Source organism: Pseudomonas sp. GW821-FHT01C01, from assembly GCF_059422645.1.
The window spans coordinates 1-19,347 of the sequence record NZ_JBWKXF010000002.1 but is presented as its reverse complement, the minus strand read 5'-3'; the positions used below and the strand labels follow the sequence as shown (position 1 = coordinate 19,347).

20 protein-coding genes are annotated in these 19,347 nt (G+C 61.0%); 12 read left to right on the top strand and 8 right to left on the bottom strand.

Going from position 1 to position 19,347, the window contains the following annotated elements; genetic code table 11:
* Nucleotides 1-27 precede the first annotated feature (27 nt).
* Nucleotides 28-924 (bottom strand): LysR family transcriptional regulator, encoded by an 897-nt coding sequence (locus AC07XF_RS01480; RefSeq protein ID WP_495025105.1) that lies wholly within the window; start codon nt 922-924, stop codon nt 28-30.
* Nucleotides 925-1,212: 288 nt separating this feature from the next.
* Between AC07XF_RS01480 and AC07XF_RS01475 the strand changes: the two genes are divergently transcribed.
* The 3 genes from AC07XF_RS01475 to AC07XF_RS01465 are packed head-to-tail and all read left to right on the top strand — an operon-like array spanning nt 1,213 to nt 3,806.
* The gene (locus AC07XF_RS01475; RefSeq protein WP_495025104.1) at nt 1,213-1,911 is read left to right on the top strand and encodes a CoA transferase subunit A; all 699 of its coding nucleotides are present in this window, start codon (nt 1,213-1,215) and stop codon (nt 1,909-1,911) included.
* 36 nt (nt 1,912-1,947) lie between these two features.
* Nucleotides 1,948-2,613, top strand: coding sequence for a CoA transferase subunit B (locus AC07XF_RS01470; protein WP_057399619.1), 666 nt, complete (start codon nt 1,948-1,950; stop codon nt 2,611-2,613).
* An 11-nt stretch (nt 2,614-2,624) separates the two neighbouring features.
* Nucleotides 2,625-3,806, top strand: a complete 1,182-nt coding sequence (locus AC07XF_RS01465) for an acetyl-CoA C-acetyltransferase (protein WP_495025103.1) — start codon at nt 2,625-2,627, stop codon at nt 3,804-3,806.
* A 224-nt stretch (nt 3,807-4,030) separates the two neighbouring features.
* Here AC07XF_RS01465 and AC07XF_RS01460 read toward each other — a convergent pair whose 3' ends face one another.
* Nucleotides 4,031-4,561 (bottom strand): chalcone isomerase family protein, encoded by a 531-nt coding sequence (locus AC07XF_RS01460; RefSeq protein WP_495025102.1) that lies wholly within the window; start codon nt 4,559-4,561, stop codon nt 4,031-4,033.
* Between the two features lie 169 nt (nt 4,562-4,730).
* Between AC07XF_RS01460 and AC07XF_RS01455 the strand changes: the two genes are divergently transcribed.
* The 4 genes from AC07XF_RS01455 to AC07XF_RS01440 all read left to right on the top strand — a co-directional run bounded on the left by AC07XF_RS01455 (nt 4,731) and on the right by AC07XF_RS01440 (nt 8,082).
* Nucleotides 4,731-5,525, top strand: coding sequence for a hypothetical protein (locus AC07XF_RS01455; protein WP_495025101.1), 795 nt, complete (start codon nt 4,731-4,733; stop codon nt 5,523-5,525).
* Between the two features lie 58 nt (nt 5,526-5,583).
* Nucleotides 5,584-6,501 carry an aromatic amino acid exporter YddG gene (yddG, locus tag AC07XF_RS01450; RefSeq protein WP_495025100.1) on the top strand — a complete coding sequence of 306 codons (918 nt, stop codon included), beginning with the start codon at nt 5,584-5,586 and terminating at the stop codon, nt 6,499-6,501.
* 83 nt (nt 6,502-6,584) lie between these two features.
* Nucleotides 6,585-7,256, top strand: a complete 672-nt coding sequence (locus AC07XF_RS01445) for a glutathione S-transferase family protein (RefSeq protein WP_495025099.1) — start codon at nt 6,585-6,587, stop codon at nt 7,254-7,256.
* A 259-nt stretch (nt 7,257-7,515) separates the two neighbouring features.
* Nucleotides 7,516-8,082, top strand: a complete 567-nt coding sequence (locus tag AC07XF_RS01440; protein WP_495025098.1) for a DcrB/PsbP domain-containing protein — start codon at nt 7,516-7,518, stop codon at nt 8,080-8,082.
* A 3-nt stretch (nt 8,083-8,085) separates the two neighbouring features.
* Here the strand turns inward: AC07XF_RS01440 and AC07XF_RS01435 are convergent, their stop codons facing one another.
* From AC07XF_RS01435 to AC07XF_RS01425, 3 genes are all read right to left on the bottom strand, one after another.
* A complete protein-coding gene (locus AC07XF_RS01435) occupies nt 8,086-8,802 on the bottom strand; it encodes an alpha/beta hydrolase (RefSeq protein WP_495025097.1) in 717 nt (238 codons plus the stop codon).
* Nucleotides 8,803-8,984: 182 nt separating this feature from the next.
* Nucleotides 8,985-10,097, bottom strand: coding sequence for a succinylglutamate desuccinylase/aspartoacylase family protein (locus tag AC07XF_RS01430; RefSeq protein WP_495025096.1), 1,113 nt, complete (start codon nt 10,095-10,097; stop codon nt 8,985-8,987).
* Between the two features lie 193 nt (nt 10,098-10,290).
* Nucleotides 10,291-11,070 carry an ABC transporter substrate-binding protein gene (locus AC07XF_RS01425; protein WP_007990991.1) on the bottom strand — a complete coding sequence of 260 codons (780 nt, stop codon included), beginning with the start codon at nt 11,068-11,070 and terminating at the stop codon, nt 10,291-10,293.
* Nucleotides 11,071-11,400: 330 nt separating this feature from the next.
* Between AC07XF_RS01425 and AC07XF_RS01420 the strand changes: the two genes are divergently transcribed.
* Nucleotides 11,401-12,042, top strand: a complete 642-nt coding sequence (locus AC07XF_RS01420; protein WP_495025095.1) for a type 1 glutamine amidotransferase — start codon at nt 11,401-11,403, stop codon at nt 12,040-12,042.
* A gap of 140 nt (nt 12,043-12,182) precedes the next feature.
* Here the strand turns inward: AC07XF_RS01420 and AC07XF_RS01415 are convergent, their stop codons facing one another.
* Nucleotides 12,183-12,617: a rhodanese-like domain-containing protein gene (locus tag AC07XF_RS01415; RefSeq protein WP_495025094.1), complete on the bottom strand. Its 435-nt coding sequence runs from the start codon at nt 12,615-12,617 to the stop codon at nt 12,183-12,185.
* Between the two features lie 101 nt (nt 12,618-12,718).
* Between AC07XF_RS01415 and ftrA the strand changes: the two genes are divergently transcribed.
* Complete coding sequence (gene ftrA / locus AC07XF_RS01410) at nt 12,719-13,693, top strand: transcriptional regulator FtrA (RefSeq protein WP_495025093.1); 975 nt, start codon at nt 12,719-12,721, stop codon at nt 13,691-13,693.
* Nucleotides 13,694-13,809: 116 nt separating this feature from the next.
* Here the strand turns inward: ftrA and cobF are convergent, their stop codons facing one another.
* The gene (gene cobF, locus AC07XF_RS01405; RefSeq protein ID WP_495025092.1) at nt 13,810-14,565 is read right to left on the bottom strand and encodes a precorrin-6A synthase (deacetylating); all 756 of its coding nucleotides are present in this window, start codon (nt 14,563-14,565) and stop codon (nt 13,810-13,812) included.
* Nucleotides 14,565-15,137, bottom strand: a complete 573-nt coding sequence (locus AC07XF_RS01400) for a histidine phosphatase family protein (protein ID WP_495025091.1) — start codon at nt 15,135-15,137, stop codon at nt 14,565-14,567. The genes cobF and AC07XF_RS01400 overlap by 1 nt, the downstream gene beginning before the upstream one ends.
* A 775-nt stretch (nt 15,138-15,912) precedes the next feature.
* Here AC07XF_RS01400 and AC07XF_RS01395 point away from each other — a divergent pair.
* From AC07XF_RS01395 to AC07XF_RS01385, 3 genes are all read left to right on the top strand, one after another.
* The gene (locus AC07XF_RS01395) at nt 15,913-16,929 is read left to right on the top strand and encodes an arginine N-succinyltransferase (protein ID WP_495025090.1); all 1,017 of its coding nucleotides are present in this window, start codon (nt 15,913-15,915) and stop codon (nt 16,927-16,929) included.
* A gap of 55 nt (nt 16,930-16,984) precedes the next feature.
* Entirely contained in the window at nt 16,985-18,019 is a 1,035-nt protein-coding gene (gene astA / locus AC07XF_RS01390; RefSeq protein WP_495025089.1) for an arginine N-succinyltransferase, read from the top strand.
* 142 nt (nt 18,020-18,161) lie between these two features.
* Nucleotides 18,162-19,031 carry an isocitrate lyase/PEP mutase family protein gene (locus AC07XF_RS01385; protein ID WP_007991667.1) on the top strand — a complete coding sequence of 290 codons (870 nt, stop codon included), beginning with the start codon at nt 18,162-18,164 and terminating at the stop codon, nt 19,029-19,031.
* Nucleotides 19,032-19,347 lie beyond the last annotated feature (316 nt).

Genomic DNA, 19,347 nt, shown 5'->3' with positions numbered 1-19,347 from the left:
AGCCAGCTCCTACAGATTCCGTTCAATTCAAGTCAGTCGCTCGCCCAGGTTTTCCTCCTTCAGCACATCAAACAACGCCTGCGCCGCCGCCGACAGCTCTCCCCCCGGCAACGTCAACACCCCGAGCGCCCGCTCTACCACCGGATCGCGCAAAGTGATGCAGCGTGCGCCCAGTTCGCGCATCTGCCCGGCACACAAGGCCGGCACCGCGCTAACACCCAGGCCGCTGGCGACCATACGTCCGACCGTCGCCAGTTGATGGCTTTCAAACTCCACCGACAGCTTCATGCCGCGGGCCTGCAGGTGCTCTTCAAGCATGACCCGCACGGTGGAAGGTCGCTGCAAGGTAATGAACGGCTCCTTGAGCAGGGTCTGCCAATCGATGTCATCGAGTTCGGCCAGCGCCGAATCCAGGGGCACCACCGCAACGAATCGATCGATGTACAACGGCGTGAATTGCAGCGGCGAACTCTGGGTCGGCTCAAACGCCACCCCCAACTCAACCTGGCGGTCACGGACCATTTCCAGCACCTGCTCGTTGATCACGTCATTGACCGTCACGTTGACGTTCGGATAGCGGGAGCGGAATGTCTTGAGGATCGGCGGCAGCAGGTTGCCGGCGAACGATGGCATCGCCGCCAGGGTCACGCGACCGCGCTGCAGGGTGAAGCGCTGACGCAGTTCATCTTCGGCATTGTCCCAGTCGGCGATCAACCGGCGCGCCAGCGGTACCAGGGTTTCGCCTTCGGCGGTCAGCGCCACGTTGCGCGTGTTGCGGGTGAACAAGCGCCCGCCCAGGCCTTCCTCCAGCGCCTTGATGGTCAGGCTCAGGGCCGATTGCGAAAGGTGCAGGCGCTCGCAGGCCACGGCAAAGCTCAGGCTCTGGGCCACGGCCAGAAAGGCGCGGATCTGCTTGACGGTCATGGGGCAATGCTCCAGTTGAAAGCTACTAGATAAAAATAACCATTTAATGCAATACCGACGGCGCTAATCTCTGTAGGAGCTGGCTTGCCAGCGATAGCGATTTAGCAGACGACATGCAGGTTGATCGATCCGACGCCATCGCTGGCAAGCCAGCTCCTACAGGATTGCCATTTGATGAACTTTATCAATCAATCCGCTCAAAAAAACAACTTAACAAATGAATACTCCGGCGTGACACTCCATCCCATTCGGCTAGCCAGCCGCCCACAAAGAATAAAAGAGGTGCATATGGCAGGTTTCGACAAGCGCGTGAGTTCCTACGAGGAAGCTCTGGCAGGTCTTGAGGACGGCATGACCGTGATCGCCGGCGGCTTCGGCCTGTGCGGGATCCCGGAAAACCTGATCGCCGAGATCAAGCGCAAAGGCACTCGCGACCTCACCGTGGTCTCCAACAACTGCGGCGTCGACGGTTTCGGCCTCGGCGTACTGCTGACCGACCGTCAGATCAGCAAAGTGGTGGCGTCTTACGTCGGCGAAAACAAGCTGTTCGAAGAGCAACTGCTCAAGGGCGAAATAGAAGTCATCCTGACCCCGCAAGGCACCCTCGCTGAAAAAATGCGCGCGGGCGGCGCTGGCATTCCGGCCTTCTTCACCGCCACCGGCGTCGGCACCCCGGTCGCCGAAGGCAAGGAAGTGCGCGAATTCCATGGCCGCAAGTACCTGATGGAAGAGTCCATCACCGGTGACTTCGCCATCGTCAAAGGCTGGAAAGCCGACCATTTCGGTAACGTGGTCTATCGCCACACCGCCCAGAACTTCAACCCGTTGGCGGCCACTGCCGGCAAGATCACCGTGGTCGAAGTCGAGGAAATCGTCGAACCCGGCGAGCTGGACCCGGCGCAGATCCACACCCCTGGCATCTACGTCGACCGGATCATCTGCGGCACGTTCGAAAAGCGCATCGAACAGCGCACCGTGCGTAAGTGATCCCCTGCCCCCGGACCGAATGAAGGAATAACAACAATGGCACTTTCCCGCGAACAAATGGCTCAACGCGTCGCCCGCGAAATGCAGGACGGCTTCTACGTGAACCTGGGCATCGGCATTCCGACCCTGGTCGCCAACTACATCCCCGAAGGCATGGAAGTCATGCTGCAGTCGGAAAACGGCCTGCTGGGCATGGGTCCGTTTCCTACTGAAGAAACCATCGATGCCGACATGATCAACGCCGGCAAACAGACCGTGACCGCGCGTATCGGCGCTTCAATCTTTTCCTCGGCCGAATCCTTCGCAATGATCCGCGGTGGTCATGTCGACCTGACCGTGCTGGGCGCGTTTGAAGTGGATGTGCAAGGCAACATCGCCTCGTGGATGATCCCCGGCAAACTGGTCAAGGGCATGGGCGGCGCCATGGACCTGGTGGCCGGCGCGGACAACATCATCGTCATCATGACCCACGCGTCCAAGGACGGTGAGTCCAAGCTCTTGTCCCAATGCAGCCTGCCGCTGACCGGCGCCGGCTGCATCAAGCGTGTACTGACCGACCTGGCCTACCTGGAAATCGAAAACGGCGCGTTCATTCTGAAAGAGCGTGCACCGGGTGTCAGTGTCGAAGAGATCGTCGCCAAGACTGCCGGTAAACTGATCGTGCCGGACCACGTGCCGGAAATGCAGTTCGCTGCCCAGTGAGGAATCATTCCATGCAAGAAGTCGTCATTGTTGCCGCCACGCGCACCGCGATCGGCAGTTTCCAGGGTTCGCTGGCCAATGTGTCCGCGGTTGACCTGGGCGCTGCGGTGATCCGCCAGTTGCTGGCGCAAACCGGCCTGAACCCGGCGCAAGTCGATGAAGTGATCATGGGCCAGGTGCTGACTGCCGGCGCCGGGCAAAACCCTGCGCGCCAGGCCTCGATCAAGGCCGGCCTGCCCTTCGCCGTACCGGCCATGACCCTGAACAAGGTCTGCGGCTCCGGTCTCAAGGCTCTGCACCTGGGCGCCCAGGCGATCCGCTGCGGCGATGCCGAGGTGATCATTGCCGGCGGCCAGGAAAACATGAGCCTGGCCAACTACGTCATGCCCGGCGCGCGCACCGGCCTGCGCATGGGGCACACGCAGATCGTCGACACCATGATCAGCGATGGCCTGTGGGATGCGTTCAACGACTACCACATGGGCATCACCGCCGAGAACCTGGCCGAGAAATACAGCCTGACTCGCGAGCAGCAGGATGCCTTCGCTGCGGCCTCGCAGCAGAAAGCCGTGGCCGCCATCGAAGCCGGGCGCTTCGTCGATGAAATCACGCCGATCCTGATCCCGCAGCGCAAGGGCGATCCGCTGTCCTTCGCCACCGACGAGCAGCCACGGGCCGGCACCACCGCCGAATCCCTGGGCAAGCTCAAGCCAGCTTTCAAGAAGGACGGTTCGGTGACCGCCGGCAACGCGTCGTCGCTGAACGACGGTGCCGCCGCCGTGATCCTGATGAGCGCCGAAAAAGCCAAGGCCCTCGGCCTGCCGGTACTGGCGAAAATCGCGGCGTACGCGAATGCTGGCGTTGACCCGGCAATCATGGGCATCGGCCCGGTGTCGGCCACTCGCCGCTGCCTGGACAAGGCCGGCTGGAACATCGATCAACTGGACCTGATCGAAGCCAACGAAGCCTTTGCCGCGCAATCGCTGGCCGTGGCCAAGGACCTGGAATGGGACTTGAACAAGGTCAACGTCAACGGCGGCGCCATTGCCCTGGGCCACCCGATCGGAGCCTCGGGATGCCGCGTACTGGTGACCCTGCTGCATGAAATGCTCAAGCGTGACGCCAAGAAAGGCCTTGCCACCCTGTGCATCGGTGGCGGTCAGGGCGTGGCGCTGGCGCTCGAGCGGGCGTAAGCCAACAGCGTTCAACAGTCGGCGCGGGGACCCACGAAGATCCGTCGCCGTCTGGACAAACACCCGGTGCGATGCAAGTCGCACCGGGTTTCTTTTTTCTGCCCCGATAAATTGTGGGAGCGGGCTTGCCCGCGAAGAGGCCGGTACATTCTGAATAGATGTCGCCTGCAAGACCGCCTTCGCTGGCAAGCCAGCTCCTACAGTAGTCCGGCAAAACGCAAAGTCTACGGAGCCACGCCCAACAACTGCTGGCGCAACTCGGGGTTGCTGGTACGCGGATCGAGCCAGATGGCAAAAAATGCCTGGGCGAATTGCAGGTCCTTCACTTCACGCAGTAATTGCTGGCCAAGAAAAAACCGCGCGCCCTGCCCCGGCAGATACACCCCGGTCAGCCGCGTGCCGGCCTGCACATCGACGAACGACTGTTGCATCTGCGTCTGCCAGGACGCCAGTTGTTCGTCACTGACCGAGGTGCCGGCGAGTCGCTTGATTTCCCTGACGCTGGCGTTCACCAGATCTTCACAGGAAATGCTGCGCTGGTAGATCAGCTCCAGGGCGAACGGCTGATCGCCCGCCAAGGGTCGCGACGTACTCCAGAGCCGCGCGCTGTAGACATCGAAGCCGTACTTGCGAAACTCACCACTGCCGATGACTTGCGCACCGGGCAGCGAATCCTGCCAATTGGCCAGGGCCTGGCAGCTCAGCAAAACCAGCAGCCACAGGCCATGGCACAGCGGTGATCGTTGGCGGTTCATTGGCGGGTTGGCCTCATTGTGGGATGCCCGAATAAAACGTATGCGCAACAGCCCTTTCGTACAATTTCCGAAGGGCTTGATTTTTTGTATACAAAATTCGCATACGCACAAAGCAATCTACCCGACGCAATGTTACCGTTGCCACCTCACACAGGTCGGAGACGTGCGCGTGTTGATCCTCAAATTGCTGGTGATCCCAGGCTTCCTGCTGCTGATTTCCCTGGCTGGCAAACGCTGGGGGCCGAGCGTGGCCGGTTGGTTGTCGGGGTTGCCGGTGGTGGTCGGGCCGATCCTGTTGTTCCTCGCCCTTGAACAAGGCCAGGCGTTCGCCGCGCAATCGGCCACCGCTGCGCTGTCGGCCATGTTCGCGATGATTGCGTTTTGCGTGACCTACGCCCAGGTCGCACAACGGGCCGGATGGCCGCTGGCGTTGGTGATTTCGCTGTCGGTCTGGGCGGTGGCGGCGGTTATCCTGTCGCTGATCCCCGCGTCCCTGATGTTTTCGGTGTGCGCCGCCGCCACCGCGCTGCTCGCCGCACCGTACCTGTTCCCCACCGTGCAACCGGTGCTCAGTGGCCCGGTGCCGAAATCCGACAAACTTTTGCTGCGCATGGTGGCCGGTGCATTGCTCACGCTGGTCGTGACACTGCTGGCCAGCACCGTCGGCGACCGCTGGAGCGGCCTGCTGGCGGTGTTCCCGGTATTGGGCAGCGTGATGGCGGTGTTCTCCCAGCAAACCCGTGGCCCGGCCTTTACTGCGGCGTTGCTGCGCGCCACCGCCACCGGCATGTACTCGTTCGCCGCCTTCTGTCTGGTGTTGGCGCTGGGCTTGCCGACGATGGGAATGAACGCCTTTGTGTTGGGCATCGCGGTGTCGGTGGCCATGCTGGGGGTGACCAAACGCTTGCTGGCGCGGCCGGTCGGCCCGACGACGGACACTGGAGGAACGGCTATCAAACGCTAAGCTGCATGATGTCATCGGGCCAGGATGTTGCCCGCCTCAACGCACTGAAGGAACAGACATGACAGCATCTCGCTTGCACACTGCCCGTTCGGCGACCGCCGTGGGCGTGATTGCAATCTTCCTCTGGTCCTGTCTGGCGCTGCTGACCACCCTCACCGAAGGCATCCCGCCCTTTGAACTGCTGACCTTGAGTTTCGGCGTGGCGTTTGCCGCGAGCCTGATCACACTCGGCCGCCACGGATTGGCCGGGTTCAGCAGCTGGCGACAACCCTGGGCCGTCTGGGCCACCGGTTTCGTCGGCATTTTCGTTTATCACGCGCTGTATTTCTTCGCACTCAAGGTCGCGCCTGCCGCCGAAGCCAGCCTGATCAATTACCTGTGGCCACTGATGCTGGTGCTGCTGTCGGCCTTCGCCGCCGGAGAAAAGTTGCATAAGCGCCAAATGCTCGGCGCAGTGCTGGGCCTGACGGGCACAGCGTTCATCATGCAGCAACGCGCAACCCACACGGCCGCCACGATGCCGGTCGCCGGGTATCTCGCGGCGTTTGGCTGTGCGTTGATCTGGGCTGGCTACTCGGTGTTCAACCGTCGTTTCAGTGCGGTGCCGAGCAGCATCATCGGCGCAATCTGCGGCATGTCGGCCGTCGCCGGGCTGGCCTGCCACCTGGCCTTCGAAACCACCGTATGGCCTGATTTCAATCAATGGGCTGCAATTGTCGTCCTCGGCCTGGGGCCGGCCGGCCTGGCGTTTTTCGCCTGGGACCACGCCACCAAACATGGCCACCTGGCGACGCTGGGGGCGCTGTCCTATCTGGCGCCCTTGATTTCGACCTTGCTGCTGATTGTCGTCGGCCATGGCCATGCCAGCCCGATCCTGATCGTGCCGGCGCTGCTGATCATTGCCGGCGCGGTGATTGCCACGGTGCAGGAACCCGTCAAAGCCGCAGCAACCCATTCGATTATTTCGCACGAGTAGACCAACAACCTCGCACGTCATTCGAACGGGTTTGCGTCAACATCAGCCTCAGTTCCAACCCCTACCCGACTGAGGCCTACACCATGAAATTGTTTTTCCATCCTTCGCCGAACCCGATGAAAGTTGCCCTGCTGCTCGAAGAGCTGCAAACGCCTTACGAATTGATCGGCGTCGACACCTTCAAGGGCGAGCAACACCAGCCAGCCTTTCTGGCGATCAACCCGAACGCCAAGGTACCCGCGCTGGTGGATGGCGATGCCACCGTGTTCGACTCACAGGCAATCTTGCTGCACCTGGCGCAGAAACATCAGCGCTTTGTGCCGACGTCCGCGGCCGGCCAGGCCGAAATGCTCTCCTGGCTGATGTTCATCGGTACCGGTCTGTCGCCGTTCTCCGGCCAGGCGGTGCACTTCCTGCACCACGCACCGGAAGATCTGCCTTACGCGAAAAACCGCTATTTCAAGGAAGTCGAACGCCACTATCGTATCCTCGACGAGCGCCTGGCCCAGCATCAGTACCTGGCGGGCGACACCTACAGCATCGCCGACATGGCCCTGTGGGGCTGGGCCAACTACGCGCCCTACATCCTCGGCGAAAGCGGCCTGGCGGCCTACCCGAACGTCAAGCGCCTGTACGATGAAATCAGCGCCCGCCCGGCCGCCCAACGTGCCCATGGCTTGAAAGAGAAACTGGTGCTCAAGGCCGAATTCGACGAAGAAACCCGTCGTAACCTGTTCCCGCAAAACCAGGCGTAATCCGCCGGTTCCAGCCTTCGAGGGTGATGAAATGAGTGATCAATGTGGCGAGGGAGTTTGCTCCCGCTCGGCTGCGCAGCAGTCGCCAACCCATTCGATGAGGTACGTCTGAAAGAATGCAGGGGGCCGCTTCGCGGCCCAGCGGGAGCAAGCTCCCTCGCCACAGGTGCTCACATGACCGCTCGGTAGAGCACGCTGGAATGCACCACAACCTCCATGGGATGATCGCGCCCCACCGCGCCCGTCCCTGGAGATTCCGATGTCATTGTTGAGTAAAAAAGCCCTTGTCCTGCTGCTGACAGCTGCTACCGGCCTTGGGGCTTTGAATGCGCAGGCCGCCAAGGTCACTTCCAGCGATGCGCCAGCACAGAAGGTCTCGATGCTCGGCGCCAAGTTCACCTTCAACCTGCCCAAGGGTTTCATCGCCAACCCGCTGCCTGCCAGTCCGGACGGTGCCAGCGGCACCCTGTACAGCAATGAGACCACCAAGACCGTGGTGATCGCCGCTGAAAACACCCTGCCCAATGGTGTCAGCGTCAAGGACAACGACGGCGGGTTCCTCGACGGCACCGTGGCCGATTTCGAAGCGGCACAACACAAATCCCTGCCCGACTACAACAAACTGAGCGAAAAGGCCCTGACCCGGAAAACCGGTCTGGGCCTGCGCCAGGTCGACGGCACTGCCACGCAGGGCGGTGGCCTGACCCTCACCACCACGCTGATGGCCGCATCCGGCACCCGCATGGCGGTGATCCAGGTGATTTCCCGTCCCGGCGACATGGCGGCCCACGAAACCCTGGTCAAACAGATCGTCAGCGGAAAATAAGGCTCAGGGGTTGAGACGCTGCAACCAGGCGCTCAGATCCTGTATCTCGTCGGCGCTGATGTTGTGACCGACACCGGGGTAGCCGTGGAACTCGGGCTCGAGTGACACGCTCTGCAACAGACTGTTGGCTTCGGTACCGTCGCTATAGGGAAGGCGTTTGTCCTGCTCGCCATGCCCGATGAAAATCGCCAGCGACTGGCGTTTTTCATCCGGTTTGAGCTCGGACTTGAGCACCGGCAGAATCCGCCCGCTCAACGCAGCGATCCCGCCGAGCGCCTCAGGATGCCGCAAACCTGTTTCGTAGGACATGATCGCGCCCTGACTGAACCCCACCAGGTACACCTTCTCGGGTTCGGTGTGATATTTCTTCGTGGCCTGTGCGACGAAATCCAGCAGCAACTGGCCGCTGGACTTCAGATCATCGGTCTCACCGTTGTAGGCCCCTTCGCCCTTCTTGCGGAACCACTGATAGCTGCCCGCCTCCATCACCAAAGGTGCCTGCACCGACAGGTAGGTGTAGGTCGCGGGCAAGTCATCCTTGATGCCGAACAGGTCCTGCTCGTTACTGCCGTAACCGTGGAGGAAAATCACCAGGGGTTGATGGTTCAAATCGGCGCTGGCCTGCTCCAGGTACTTGAGCGGCAGGTCGGTATGCAGCGGGGTTTGGGCGTGGACGGCAGAGGATGCCAGAAGCGTGAGCAGCGCGAGAATCTTCAACATGGGTCTTCCTTCACGGAATGCAGGATTCGCGCAAGAGCCTAACACTGGTCAGTAGGCAGGAACATCTCGGGCGTGGCTGATGCCGCCTTCGCGAGCAAGCCCGCTCCCACAGGAATCGCGTAAACCCTGTGGGAGCGGGCTTGCTCGCGAAGAGGCCAATACAGACAAAGAAAACTCCTGGATCAGTCGTTGATCAACTTGCCCGCCCGAATCGGCTCGCGCCCGGCGACTTTCGCCTGCCAGGTGCCTGGCTGGGTGTAGCGTCCACGGTCGATGGCGAACAACACGCCACTGGTGCCGGCCTGCACGGTGGTGACCTTGTCGTTCAGCGGGTCGACCACTTCGAACAGCGCATCGCCCTTCTCCACCCACTCCCCGGCCTCACGCAGGAAGCTGACCACGCCGTGATGCGGTGCGAACAGGTATTGGGTGCCTTCGAACGGCATGCCTTCACAGCAGTCGGCCGGTGCCGCCGGCCAGGTGCCGGAGATGAAACCTTGCTCGGCAAGGAACCCGAGGATTGCCTCGCAATTGGCCTGGGCCTGGTCGACCCGGGTATCTCCCATGCTGCCCAGTTCCAGCGTGGTCGCCAGGTTGGCCGGTGGAATCGCCGCCGCCGGGAACGCCCTGGCCAGACGCAACCAAGGCGAAGAGCAGGATTCATCGAACGAGCTGCCGCCGGAGTCTTCACACAACAGCGCCACGCCGGCCTGCAAGCGCGCCGCCAGGGAGCGCCATTGCGGCCAGTGCTGCGGCAACGCATAGATGTGGATCGCCGCATCGAAATCGCAATGCAGGTCGAGGGTGATGTCGGCGTCGCAGGCATGGCGCAACAACAAGCGGTGCATCGCTTCCAGCTGCGATGTCGCTGCCGGCAAATCATCGAGAACCTGGCCCATGGTCTGGCGAATCAGCGCGATGTTGACCTGCGCATCGCTGCCGAGACGATCACCGATCAACTCGGCCACCGGCGCACTGAGTTCGACGAACGAGCGGTTGAAGTTCTTGCCGCTGCCCAGCTCGAAACGGCCCATGTGGCTGCCTTGCAAGTGCTGGTCGAGGCCGATGGGATTGGCCACCGGCACCAGTTCGATCACACCGTTCAATTGTCCCTGTTGTTCAAGTTCGGCCAGGCGTTTTTTCAACTCCCAGGCCGTGCGCATACCCGGTAGCTCGTCGGCGTGCAGGCTGGCCTGGATGTACACCTTGCGCGTGCCCGCGCCATAACGAAACACGCTGAGGGTGCGCTCGGTGCCCAGGTGGCTCCAGGGCAATGGGTGGTCGATGCGTTGCATGGGGAACTCCTACATACCAAGGTCACCATTGTGGGAGCGGGCTTGCTCGCGAAGGCGTCCTGACAGTCAATTCAGTTGTTGAATGATAAGACGCCTTCGCGAGCAAGCCCGCTCCCACAGGTTTAATTTCAGCCTTCAAAGGCAAAAAAAATGGCAACCGCGCCAACGGTTGCCATTTTTTCAGCCCGCTCGTTTACTCGCCGTAAACGTCAAACTTGAAGTACTTGTCCTGCACTTGCTTGTACTTGCCGTTGGCGCGGATTTCGGTGATTGCAGTGTTGAACTTGTCTGCCAGTTCCTTATCACCCTTGCGCACGGCAATGCCTGCGCCGCCACCGAAGTATTTCGGATCGTTGTACTCAGGACCGACGAAGGCAAAACCTTTACCGGCGTCGGTTTTCAGGAAACCGTCGTCCAGGTTGACCGAGTCGGCCAGCAGCGCATCGATGCGGCCCGAAACCATGTCGAGGTTGGCTTCCTGCTGGGAGCCGTAGCGCACCAGCTCGATACCGGCAGGCACCAGCACTTCCGTGGCGAAGCGGTCGTGGGTACTGGCGCGCAGCACACCGACTTTCTTGCCTTTGAGTTCGGTCAGCGGATCTTTGATGCTGGAACCTTCCTTCATCACGAAACGTGCCGGGGTGTGGTAGTACTTGATGGTGAAATCGACGTTCTTCTTGCGGTCATCGGTGATGGTCATGGACGACAGGATGGCGTCGATTTTCTTGACCTTCAGCGCAGGGATCAGGCCGTCGAACTCTTGCTCGACCCAGGTGCACTTGACTTTCATCTGCTCGCACAGAGCGTCGCCGATGTCCACGTCGAAACCGGTGAGTTTGCCGTCAGGGGTTTTCATCGAGAATGGCGGGTAGCCGGCTTCGATACCGATGCGGATCGGCTTGGCGTCTTCGGCGACGGCGGTCAGGGACAACATCGACAGTGCCAGGGCACCGAACATCACTAGCTTCTTCATTTATTACTCCTGTGTGCGGAGGCTTTTATTGGCAGCTTCGATTGGCAGTGTTCGGTCATCGCTTCGTGAGCGGGAACCGAAGTGGCCGGCAGTCTAGAGTGGCTACAGGAGGGCAAATTACGCTGAGGCGACAAATATTTATAGAAAAGTGGCGGCAGGATGCAGGCGTTGAGGTGCACGCGCCATGACGGAGCAAAGTCTGTCAGACAAGCCGCGTTTTCAAACCAAACCTACAGGTTTTCCGGCGTCATCCGACGGAATGAACTGACTGGCGATACCGGATGTTTTACGGCACATTGAGCGCCCTTGCGTCCCATCGAGAATAGCGTGATGCCCACGTTGAACCTGATCCAGCACCACCCCGCCGAAGGTCCGGGTGCCATCGCCTTCTGGGCCGAATCCCGAGGGCTGACGCTGAAGGTGTTTCGCGCCGACCTGGGCCAATTGCCGCCCGTCAGCGCCGATCCCGTGATCCTGTTGGGCGGGCCTTATGAATCCAATGCCGGTCCGGCCTGGCTGGAAGCCGAGCGGCAATGGCTCAAAGGCAGTCTGGATCGGGACGCGGCGGTTTTCGCCATATGCCTGGGGGCGCAGTTGCTGGCGTTGAGCCTGGGCGGGAATGTAAGGCGGATGGAGCAGACCGAAACCGGATGGACCACCGTGACCTTTATCGACGGGCAAACGCTGAAGGTGCTGGAGTGGCACGAAGACGCCATCGACCTGCCGCCTGCCGCGCAGCTGTTGGCTAGCAGCGAACGCTGTGTGCAGCAGATGTACCGCGCCGGGCCGACGCGGCTGGGGTTGCAGTTTCATCCGGAATGGAACGCCGAGTCGGTGGCCATGCTCAATGCGCATTTTGGCGATGAGTCGCCGTTGCCCCGGGGTCTGCAGGAGACTGAGGCTTACGCAGCAGTGGCCAAGTGGTTAGAGGCAACGCTGGATGAGTGGTGGGCAGCCTCTGCCTGTCGCTGATGTAGATTGTGGCGAGGGAGCTTGCTCCCGCTCGGCTGCGAAGCAGACGCAGTTTTTGGGGCCGCTTCGCGACCCGGCGGGAGCAAGCTCCCTCGCCACAGGCAAGCTCCCTCGCCACAATGATCATTGGTGTTTGGGGATCAGCATTCGCAACCGATCGCAGCATTCACCGGCCGCGGCACCACGGCACTCAACTCAAACCCTTCATCCAGCCATCCGGTCACGCCGCCGATCATCTCCTTGACCGGGTAACCCAGGGCGGCCAGCTTCACCGCTGCCTTGTTGGCGCCGTTGCAGTGAGGTCCGGCGCAATAGACCACGAACAGGCTGTCTTTTGGATAACCCGCCAAACCTTCGGCAGTCAGCAAACGCCCGGGAATGTTGATCGCTCCCGGTACATGCCCGCGCTCGAACGCCAGCGGGCCACGAACATCCACCAGAACGAAATCGACTTCACCGCCCTGCTGGCTGGCGTGGACGTCGGAACAATCGGTTTCGAACGTCAGACGGTTGCTGAAATGCATCAGGGCGATGGCCGATGGGGCGGCGGGAGTTTCGCGAACCAGGCTGGTCATGGGTTGTACTCCAAAGAAGCGGTGGGTGTGGGAAGACTTTATCCGCCAGACACTTGCAGCTACAGTGGCGCACAAGACACTCACCGGGAATTTTCCGCCAAATGCCCCCTGCCCCAGGAATAGTCGCGATTCTGGCCTACGACGGCCTCTGCACGTTCGAATTCGGCATTGCCGTGGAGATCTTCGGCCTGCCACGACCTGAATTCGATTTTCCGTGGTACGAGCACCGTATCGTCGCTGTCGATCAAGGCCCGATGCGTGCCATGGGCGGCATTCAGGTACTGGCCGATGGCGGCATGGAATTGCTCGCCGATGCCCGCACCATCATTATTCCCGGCTGGCGCGACCGCAGCGCCGCGGTGCCCGTGGAGCTGATCGCCGCCCTGCGCCAGGCCCATGCGCGGGGTGCGCGGTTGCTGTCGATCTGCTCCGGTGTTTTCGTCCTCGCCGCCACCGGATTGCTCGACGGGCACGGTGCGACCACGCACTGGCGCTATACCTCGGAACTGGCCGAGCGGTTTCCCGGGATCCTGGTGGACCCGGACGTGCTGTATGTCGACTCCGGCCAATTGATCACCTCCGCCGGCAGCGCGGCCGGCATCGATGCCTGCCTGCATCTGGTGGCGCGAGACTTCGGTACGCAGGTGGCCAATTGCGTGGCCCGACGCCTGGTCATGTCGCCGCAACGCAGCGGTGGCCAGGCGCAATTCATTCCCACGCCAGTCAGTCCTACACCGCGCAGCGATCTTTCCCGCGTCATGCAGTGGGCACGTGAGCGTTTGCACGAGCCGCTGGAAGTGCGCGACCTGGCCAGCGAAGCCGCAATGAGCGAACGCACGTTCCTGCGTCGCTTCACCGAAGCCAGTGGCCAGTCACCGAAAACCTGGTTGCAGCATGAGCGTCTGGGCCGCGCCCGCGAACTGCTGGAAAGCAGCGATCAGAACACCGAGCAGATTGCCGAACGCTGTGGTTATCGCTCGGTGGAAAGCTTCCGGGTGGCGTTCCGCACGGTGGTTGGCGTGCCGCCTTCGGTTTATCGGGAGCGGTTTGGGCGTGGGGGCAGTGCCGGTTTTTGAGGTGTTCTCAAGGGTCTCTTCGCGAGCAAGCCCGCTCCCACAGGTTTTGTGTTGTTCACACCATCCCTGTGGGAGCGGGCTTGCTCGCGAAGGGGCCAGACCGGGCTAGCCAAACTTCAAGGCTTGCGCAATAAGTAGGTGTCCATAATCCAGCCATTGGCCAGCCGCGCCGCCTTGCGCACCCGTTCGATTTCATCCGCCACATCCTTGAGCTTGCCGCTGATCAGGATTTCATCCGGCGTCCCCAAATAGGCCCCCCAGTAAATGTCGGTGTCCTGATCCACCACCTGATGGTAAGCATCCTGGGCATCAAGCATCACCACCAGGCTGTCGGCATCGCTCACCTGCCCTGCCGCCAAGCGCCGGCCTGTGGTGATTTCTACGGAGCGGCCAATCTGGTTGAGCGGCACCTTGTGTTGTGCCGCCAACGCCTGGACGCTGGTAATACCGGGGATCACCTCGAACTCGAACCCGCAGGTACCTGAGGCCTGGATCGCCTGAAGAATACGAATGGTGCTGTCGTACAGCGCCGGGTCGCCCCAGACCAGAAAACCGCCGCACTGACCGTCAGCCATTTCCTCGTTGATCAGCCGCTCGAAGGTCTGCTGTTTGGCCAGGTTCAAGGCGTCGACACTGCTCTTGTAGTCCACCTCACCGCGCTCGCGTTCCGGGCTGTGGGCTTCGACAAAACGGTAATCGTGATCGGTGATGTAGCGTTCGCAGATTTCGCGCCGCAAATCGGTGAGTTTGTTTTTGCTTTCACCCTTGTCCAGGAGAAAAAAAACATCGACCTGATTCAGCGCCTTCACCGCTTGCATCGTGATGTAGTCGGGATTGCCGGCACCGATACCGATGACCAGGAGTTTTTTCATCACAGCAGGTCCTCGGGATCGGTGCCCGGCAAACGCAGCCGCCAGCGGCCATGGAACCTCAACTCGACAGCCGCCAAGGGTTCGACGTCGATCAGGCTGGACGACGCCCCCTGCAACACGTGCGTCAGCGCGGCGCGGATGACAAAGGGATGGGTAATGGCAACGATGTGTCCTGGTGTCGACTGCAACGTTGTCAGCCACGCCCCCATCCGTTCCTCCAGTTGCAGCACCGACTCGCCATTGTGGGGAGCCGAAGCCGGGTCCACCAACCAATGCTGGAGTTCCTCGGCTTCAGTCTTTTGTAGCTCACCGATGCGCACACCGCCCCACCGCCCGAAGTCGCAGTCCCTCAGGGCGTCGACAAGTTCCGGCGCGCTGCCGAACAGTTCAGCGGTTTGCCGGGTGCGCAACTCCGGGCCGCAGACAAGGCGTGGAGCACCCTTGAACTGATTGCAACGGGAGAGTCTGAGCGCTTGCCAATCCATCTCCAGAGGTTCATCCAGCGGAAAACGCGCTAATTTCTGTGCGACGGTTCGAGCGTGGCAAATCAGGGTTAAACGGGTTGCCTGCACCAGGAATCACTCTATGGATGGAAAGGAACGACGGCCGCAATTGTGCCGCAAGTAAGCAGACCCGGGGGGTAATGCCAGTCAGTTAAGCCATTTCAGCCGCGACACCCTTTGTAGCAGCTGCCGAGCCTGCGAGGCTGCGTTCGGCTGCGAAGCAGTCGTGGGTCCAGCTGACGCGGCCTGCCTGGCGTACCGCAATGACTGATTTTACGACTGCTTCGCAGCCGAACGCAGCCTCGCAGGCTCGGCAGCTGCTACAGATCGCATTACCGCTTGACTGACTGGCATTAGACCCGGGGGGTGTTTAATTTTCCTGTTTGAAACTGATTCCTTCAGTCATTTCCTGCCAGTTTTTCTGTAATGGCTGACCACAACGCAGGCAATCACCTACAAGACTTTAGGACATCGGCGTAGCCCCTTGGTACAGGCATTTCGCCGCTTTTTCGGGCACGGCCAGACCACGCAAAAATTAACTAGACAGGCAGTACGCGATAATTAAATACTCCTTTCAACGGACTGTTAAAACATGTTCCACGCTGATCCAGCAGGAGCCCGGATGCCATTTCTCGAACACCCGATCAATGCGCCTGGCCAGGCATCGCCTCCGGCCGAACCTTCCGTTCCTCGTTTAATGCAGTCAATCCCAAGAAATATCTGACAAGAAAAAGAGTGGCGCCTGACAACGTTCAGACGACCACCGATTTAATGTGTGGAAAAACCGACAGTGATAGTCAGGTTCGGCTCAAACCGCCGAGTCGTTTGATACAGGAGTGTCTCCATGTTGGTCTTGCGTCCAGTCGAGTTGGCCGACCTGCCCCAGTTGCAGAGGCTGGCTCGTGAAAGTCTCGTGGGCGTCACGTCCCTGCCCGACGATAGCGAACGGTTACGCGAAAAAATCCTCGACTCCTGTGCCTCGTTCGAGAAGGACGTCGAGGGTCATGGCCCGGAAAACTATTTCTTTGTGCTCGAGGACCTGACGACGCAACACTTGGTCGGCTGTTCGGAAATCCTCGCCACGGCAGGGTACAGCGAGCCGTTCTACAGCTTGCGCAACCGGCACTTCACCAGCGCCTCGCGGGAACTGAACATCGAACACGGTGTACCGGCCTTGTCGTTGTGTCACGACCTCAGTGGCCACACCTTGCTGCGGGGCTTCCATATCGATGCCGCGTTGGTGCGCACCGCACACTCCGAACTGCTGTCACGGGCGCGACTGTTGTTCATCGCCGCCCACGCCCGGCGCTTTTCCGAAGCGGTGATCACCGAAATCGTCGGCTACAGCAGTGATGAAGGCCACTCGCCCTTTTGGGACGCCGTGGGCAAGCATTTCTTCGACTTGCCCTACGTCGAGGCCGAACGGCTTTGCGGCCTGCAGAGCCGCACCTTTCTCGCCGAACTGATGCCGCAGTATCCGATTTACGTGCCCATGCTGCCCCGGGCGGCACAGGACTGCATCGGCAGCATCCACCCCGATGGCCAGGAAGCCTTCGATATCCTCGAACGTGAAGGCTTCGAAACCAACAGTTACGTCGATCTGTTCGATGGAGGCCCTACGCTGTGCGCGCGCACGTCGGGCATTCGTTCCATCGCCCACAGCCAGTGCGGCGTAACGCAACCGGGACCGGTGATCGATACCCGTGGCAGCTATCTGGTGAGCAACGACTCCTTAAAGGATTATCGGGCCATCGTCGCCGATCTTGACTACATCACCGGGCAACCCGTCACGCTGGACACCGCCATGTGCAAGGCATTGAAGGTGACCGAGGGCAGCCCGATCAGGCTGATCGCCCTGTGAATACCCGCCAGGGTCAACACCAACGCCCGAACACACGCGAACAAGGAACAGCCGCATGATTGTCCGTCCGGTCCAGATCACCGACCTGCCCGCCGTGTTCACGCTGGTGCGCCAGGCCAGTCCGGGGCTCACCAGCCTGCCGGCCGACGAAGAGCGCCTGGCGCACCGGATCCGCTGGGCCCAACGCACCTTCGCCGGGCAGGTCGATCGCGCCGATGCCGATTATCTGTTTGTGCTCGAGGACGACGAGCAGCAAGTGGTGGGTGTCAGCGCCCTGACAGGTGGCGTCGGCCTGCGCGAGCCCTGGTACAACTACCGGGTCGGACTGACGGTCAGCGAGTCAGCGGACCTGGGCATCCAGCGCCAGATCCCGACCCTGTTCCTGAGCAATGAATTGACCGGCCAATCGGAAGTCTGCTCGTTGTACCTGCGTCCCGATCAACGCCGGGGTAGCAACGGCCGCCTGCTTTCGCTCGGGCGTTTGTTGTTTGTGGCCGAGTTTACGCAGCTGTTCGGTAACAGGCTCATCGCCGAATTACGCGGCAGCGCCGACGAGCGAGGTGGCTCGCCGTTCTGGGACAGCCTCGGCCGGCACTTTTTCAAGATGGATTTCAGCCACGCCGATCACTTGTCCGGGCTGGGCAACAAATCGTTCATCGCTGAACTGATGCCGCGCCAGCCGCTGTACACCTGCCTGCTCACCGAACAGGCCCAGGCGGTGATCGGCAAGGCCCACCCGAATACTGAGCCGGCCCTGAAAATCCTCAGTGCCGAGGGGTTTTCCCACAAGGGCTACATCGATATCTTCGACGGCGGACCGGTCATCGAAGCCCCGGTTTCCGGGGTTCGCACCGTGCGCGACAGCCAACCGCTGTTACTGGACATCGGCTCGCCGGACGATAAAGCGCCCATCTGGCTGATTCACAACCGTCGCCTGGAAAACTGTCGCATTACCTGCGCCCCGGCCCGACAAATGGGCAACAGCCTGGTGGTTGATCGCCAGACCGCCAAGCGCTTGCAGCTGCAACCCGGCGACTCGGTGCGCGCCGTGCCGCTGCTTTACCAACGGCAACAGGCCGTGGCGGCGTGACATATCAGTTCCAACGCTGCGACGTCAATCGGCCTTGCCCAGCAAATTCGTCATCAATTTCTCCCTGCGCGCGTGATAGCCTTTTATTTTTTCGGCGTTGACACTTTTGCTCAAGCCCTTCCATTCCATTGGTGGAACTCATATGTCCAGGCTTTCCCATCAAGATTTGCGCCGCAATTTTCGCCAACTGTTCGCCTCCAACACTTGCTACCACACGGCGTCGGTTTTCGACCCGATGTCGGCCCGCATTGCCGCCGACCTGGGCTTCGAAGTCGGGATCCTTGGTGGTTCGGTCGCGTCGCTGCAAGTGCTGGGCGCCCCTGACTTTGCCTTGATCACCCTCAGCGAATTCGCTGAACAGGCCACCCGCATCGGCCGTGTCGCCCAGCTGCCGGTGATTGCCGACGCCGACCACGGCTATGGCAACGCGCTCAACGTCATGCGCACCATCGTCGAACTCGAACGTGCCGGCGTCGCCGCGCTGACCATCGAAGACACGCTGCTGCCCGCGCAGTTCGGCCGTAAGTCCACCGACCTGATCACGGTCGCCGAAGGCGTCGGCAAGATCCGCGCGGCACTGGAAGCCCGCTGCGATAAGGAAATGGCGATCATCGCCCGCACCCACGCCGGGATTCTGCCGGTGCAGGAAATCATCAGCCGCACCCGGCAATACCAGCGCGCCGGAGCCGACGGAATCTGCATGGTGGGCGTGAAGGATTTCGACCATCTGGAGCAGATCGCCGAGCACCTGAGCGTGCCGCTGATGCTGGTTACCTACGGCAACCCGCTGCTACGCGATGACAAACGCCTGGCCGAACTGGGTGTACGCGTGACCATCGACGGCCATGGCGCCTACTTCGCCGCGATCAAGGCGACCTACGACAGCCTGCGTGAGCAACGCCAGATCCTCACCCAGACGTCGGACCTGAGCGCCACCGAACTGACTCACACCTACACGCAACCCGAGGAATACATCCGCTACGCGGAAGAGTTCATGAGCGTGAAGGAATGACGGTTTAAACCGACACGACGCCATCGTCGGATCGCCGCCCGGAGCAGGCTCACTCTTACAGTTGATTTTTGTTGAACACAAATTTTGTATTCACCCCAGATCCTTGTGGGAGCGAGCTTGCTCGCGATGAGGCCATCACAGCCAACACCCATGTCGCCTGACACTCCGCCTTCGCGAGCAAGCCCGCTCCCACCTTTGGATCGCGGGTGTACAAAAATGACGTGCTCACCGCAAATCCACTAATGAAATGGCTACCCCCTGACACCCTGTGATCGCTCTCTAAACTTTCACAGGGTGTCTTTCGGAGGCCATTGCC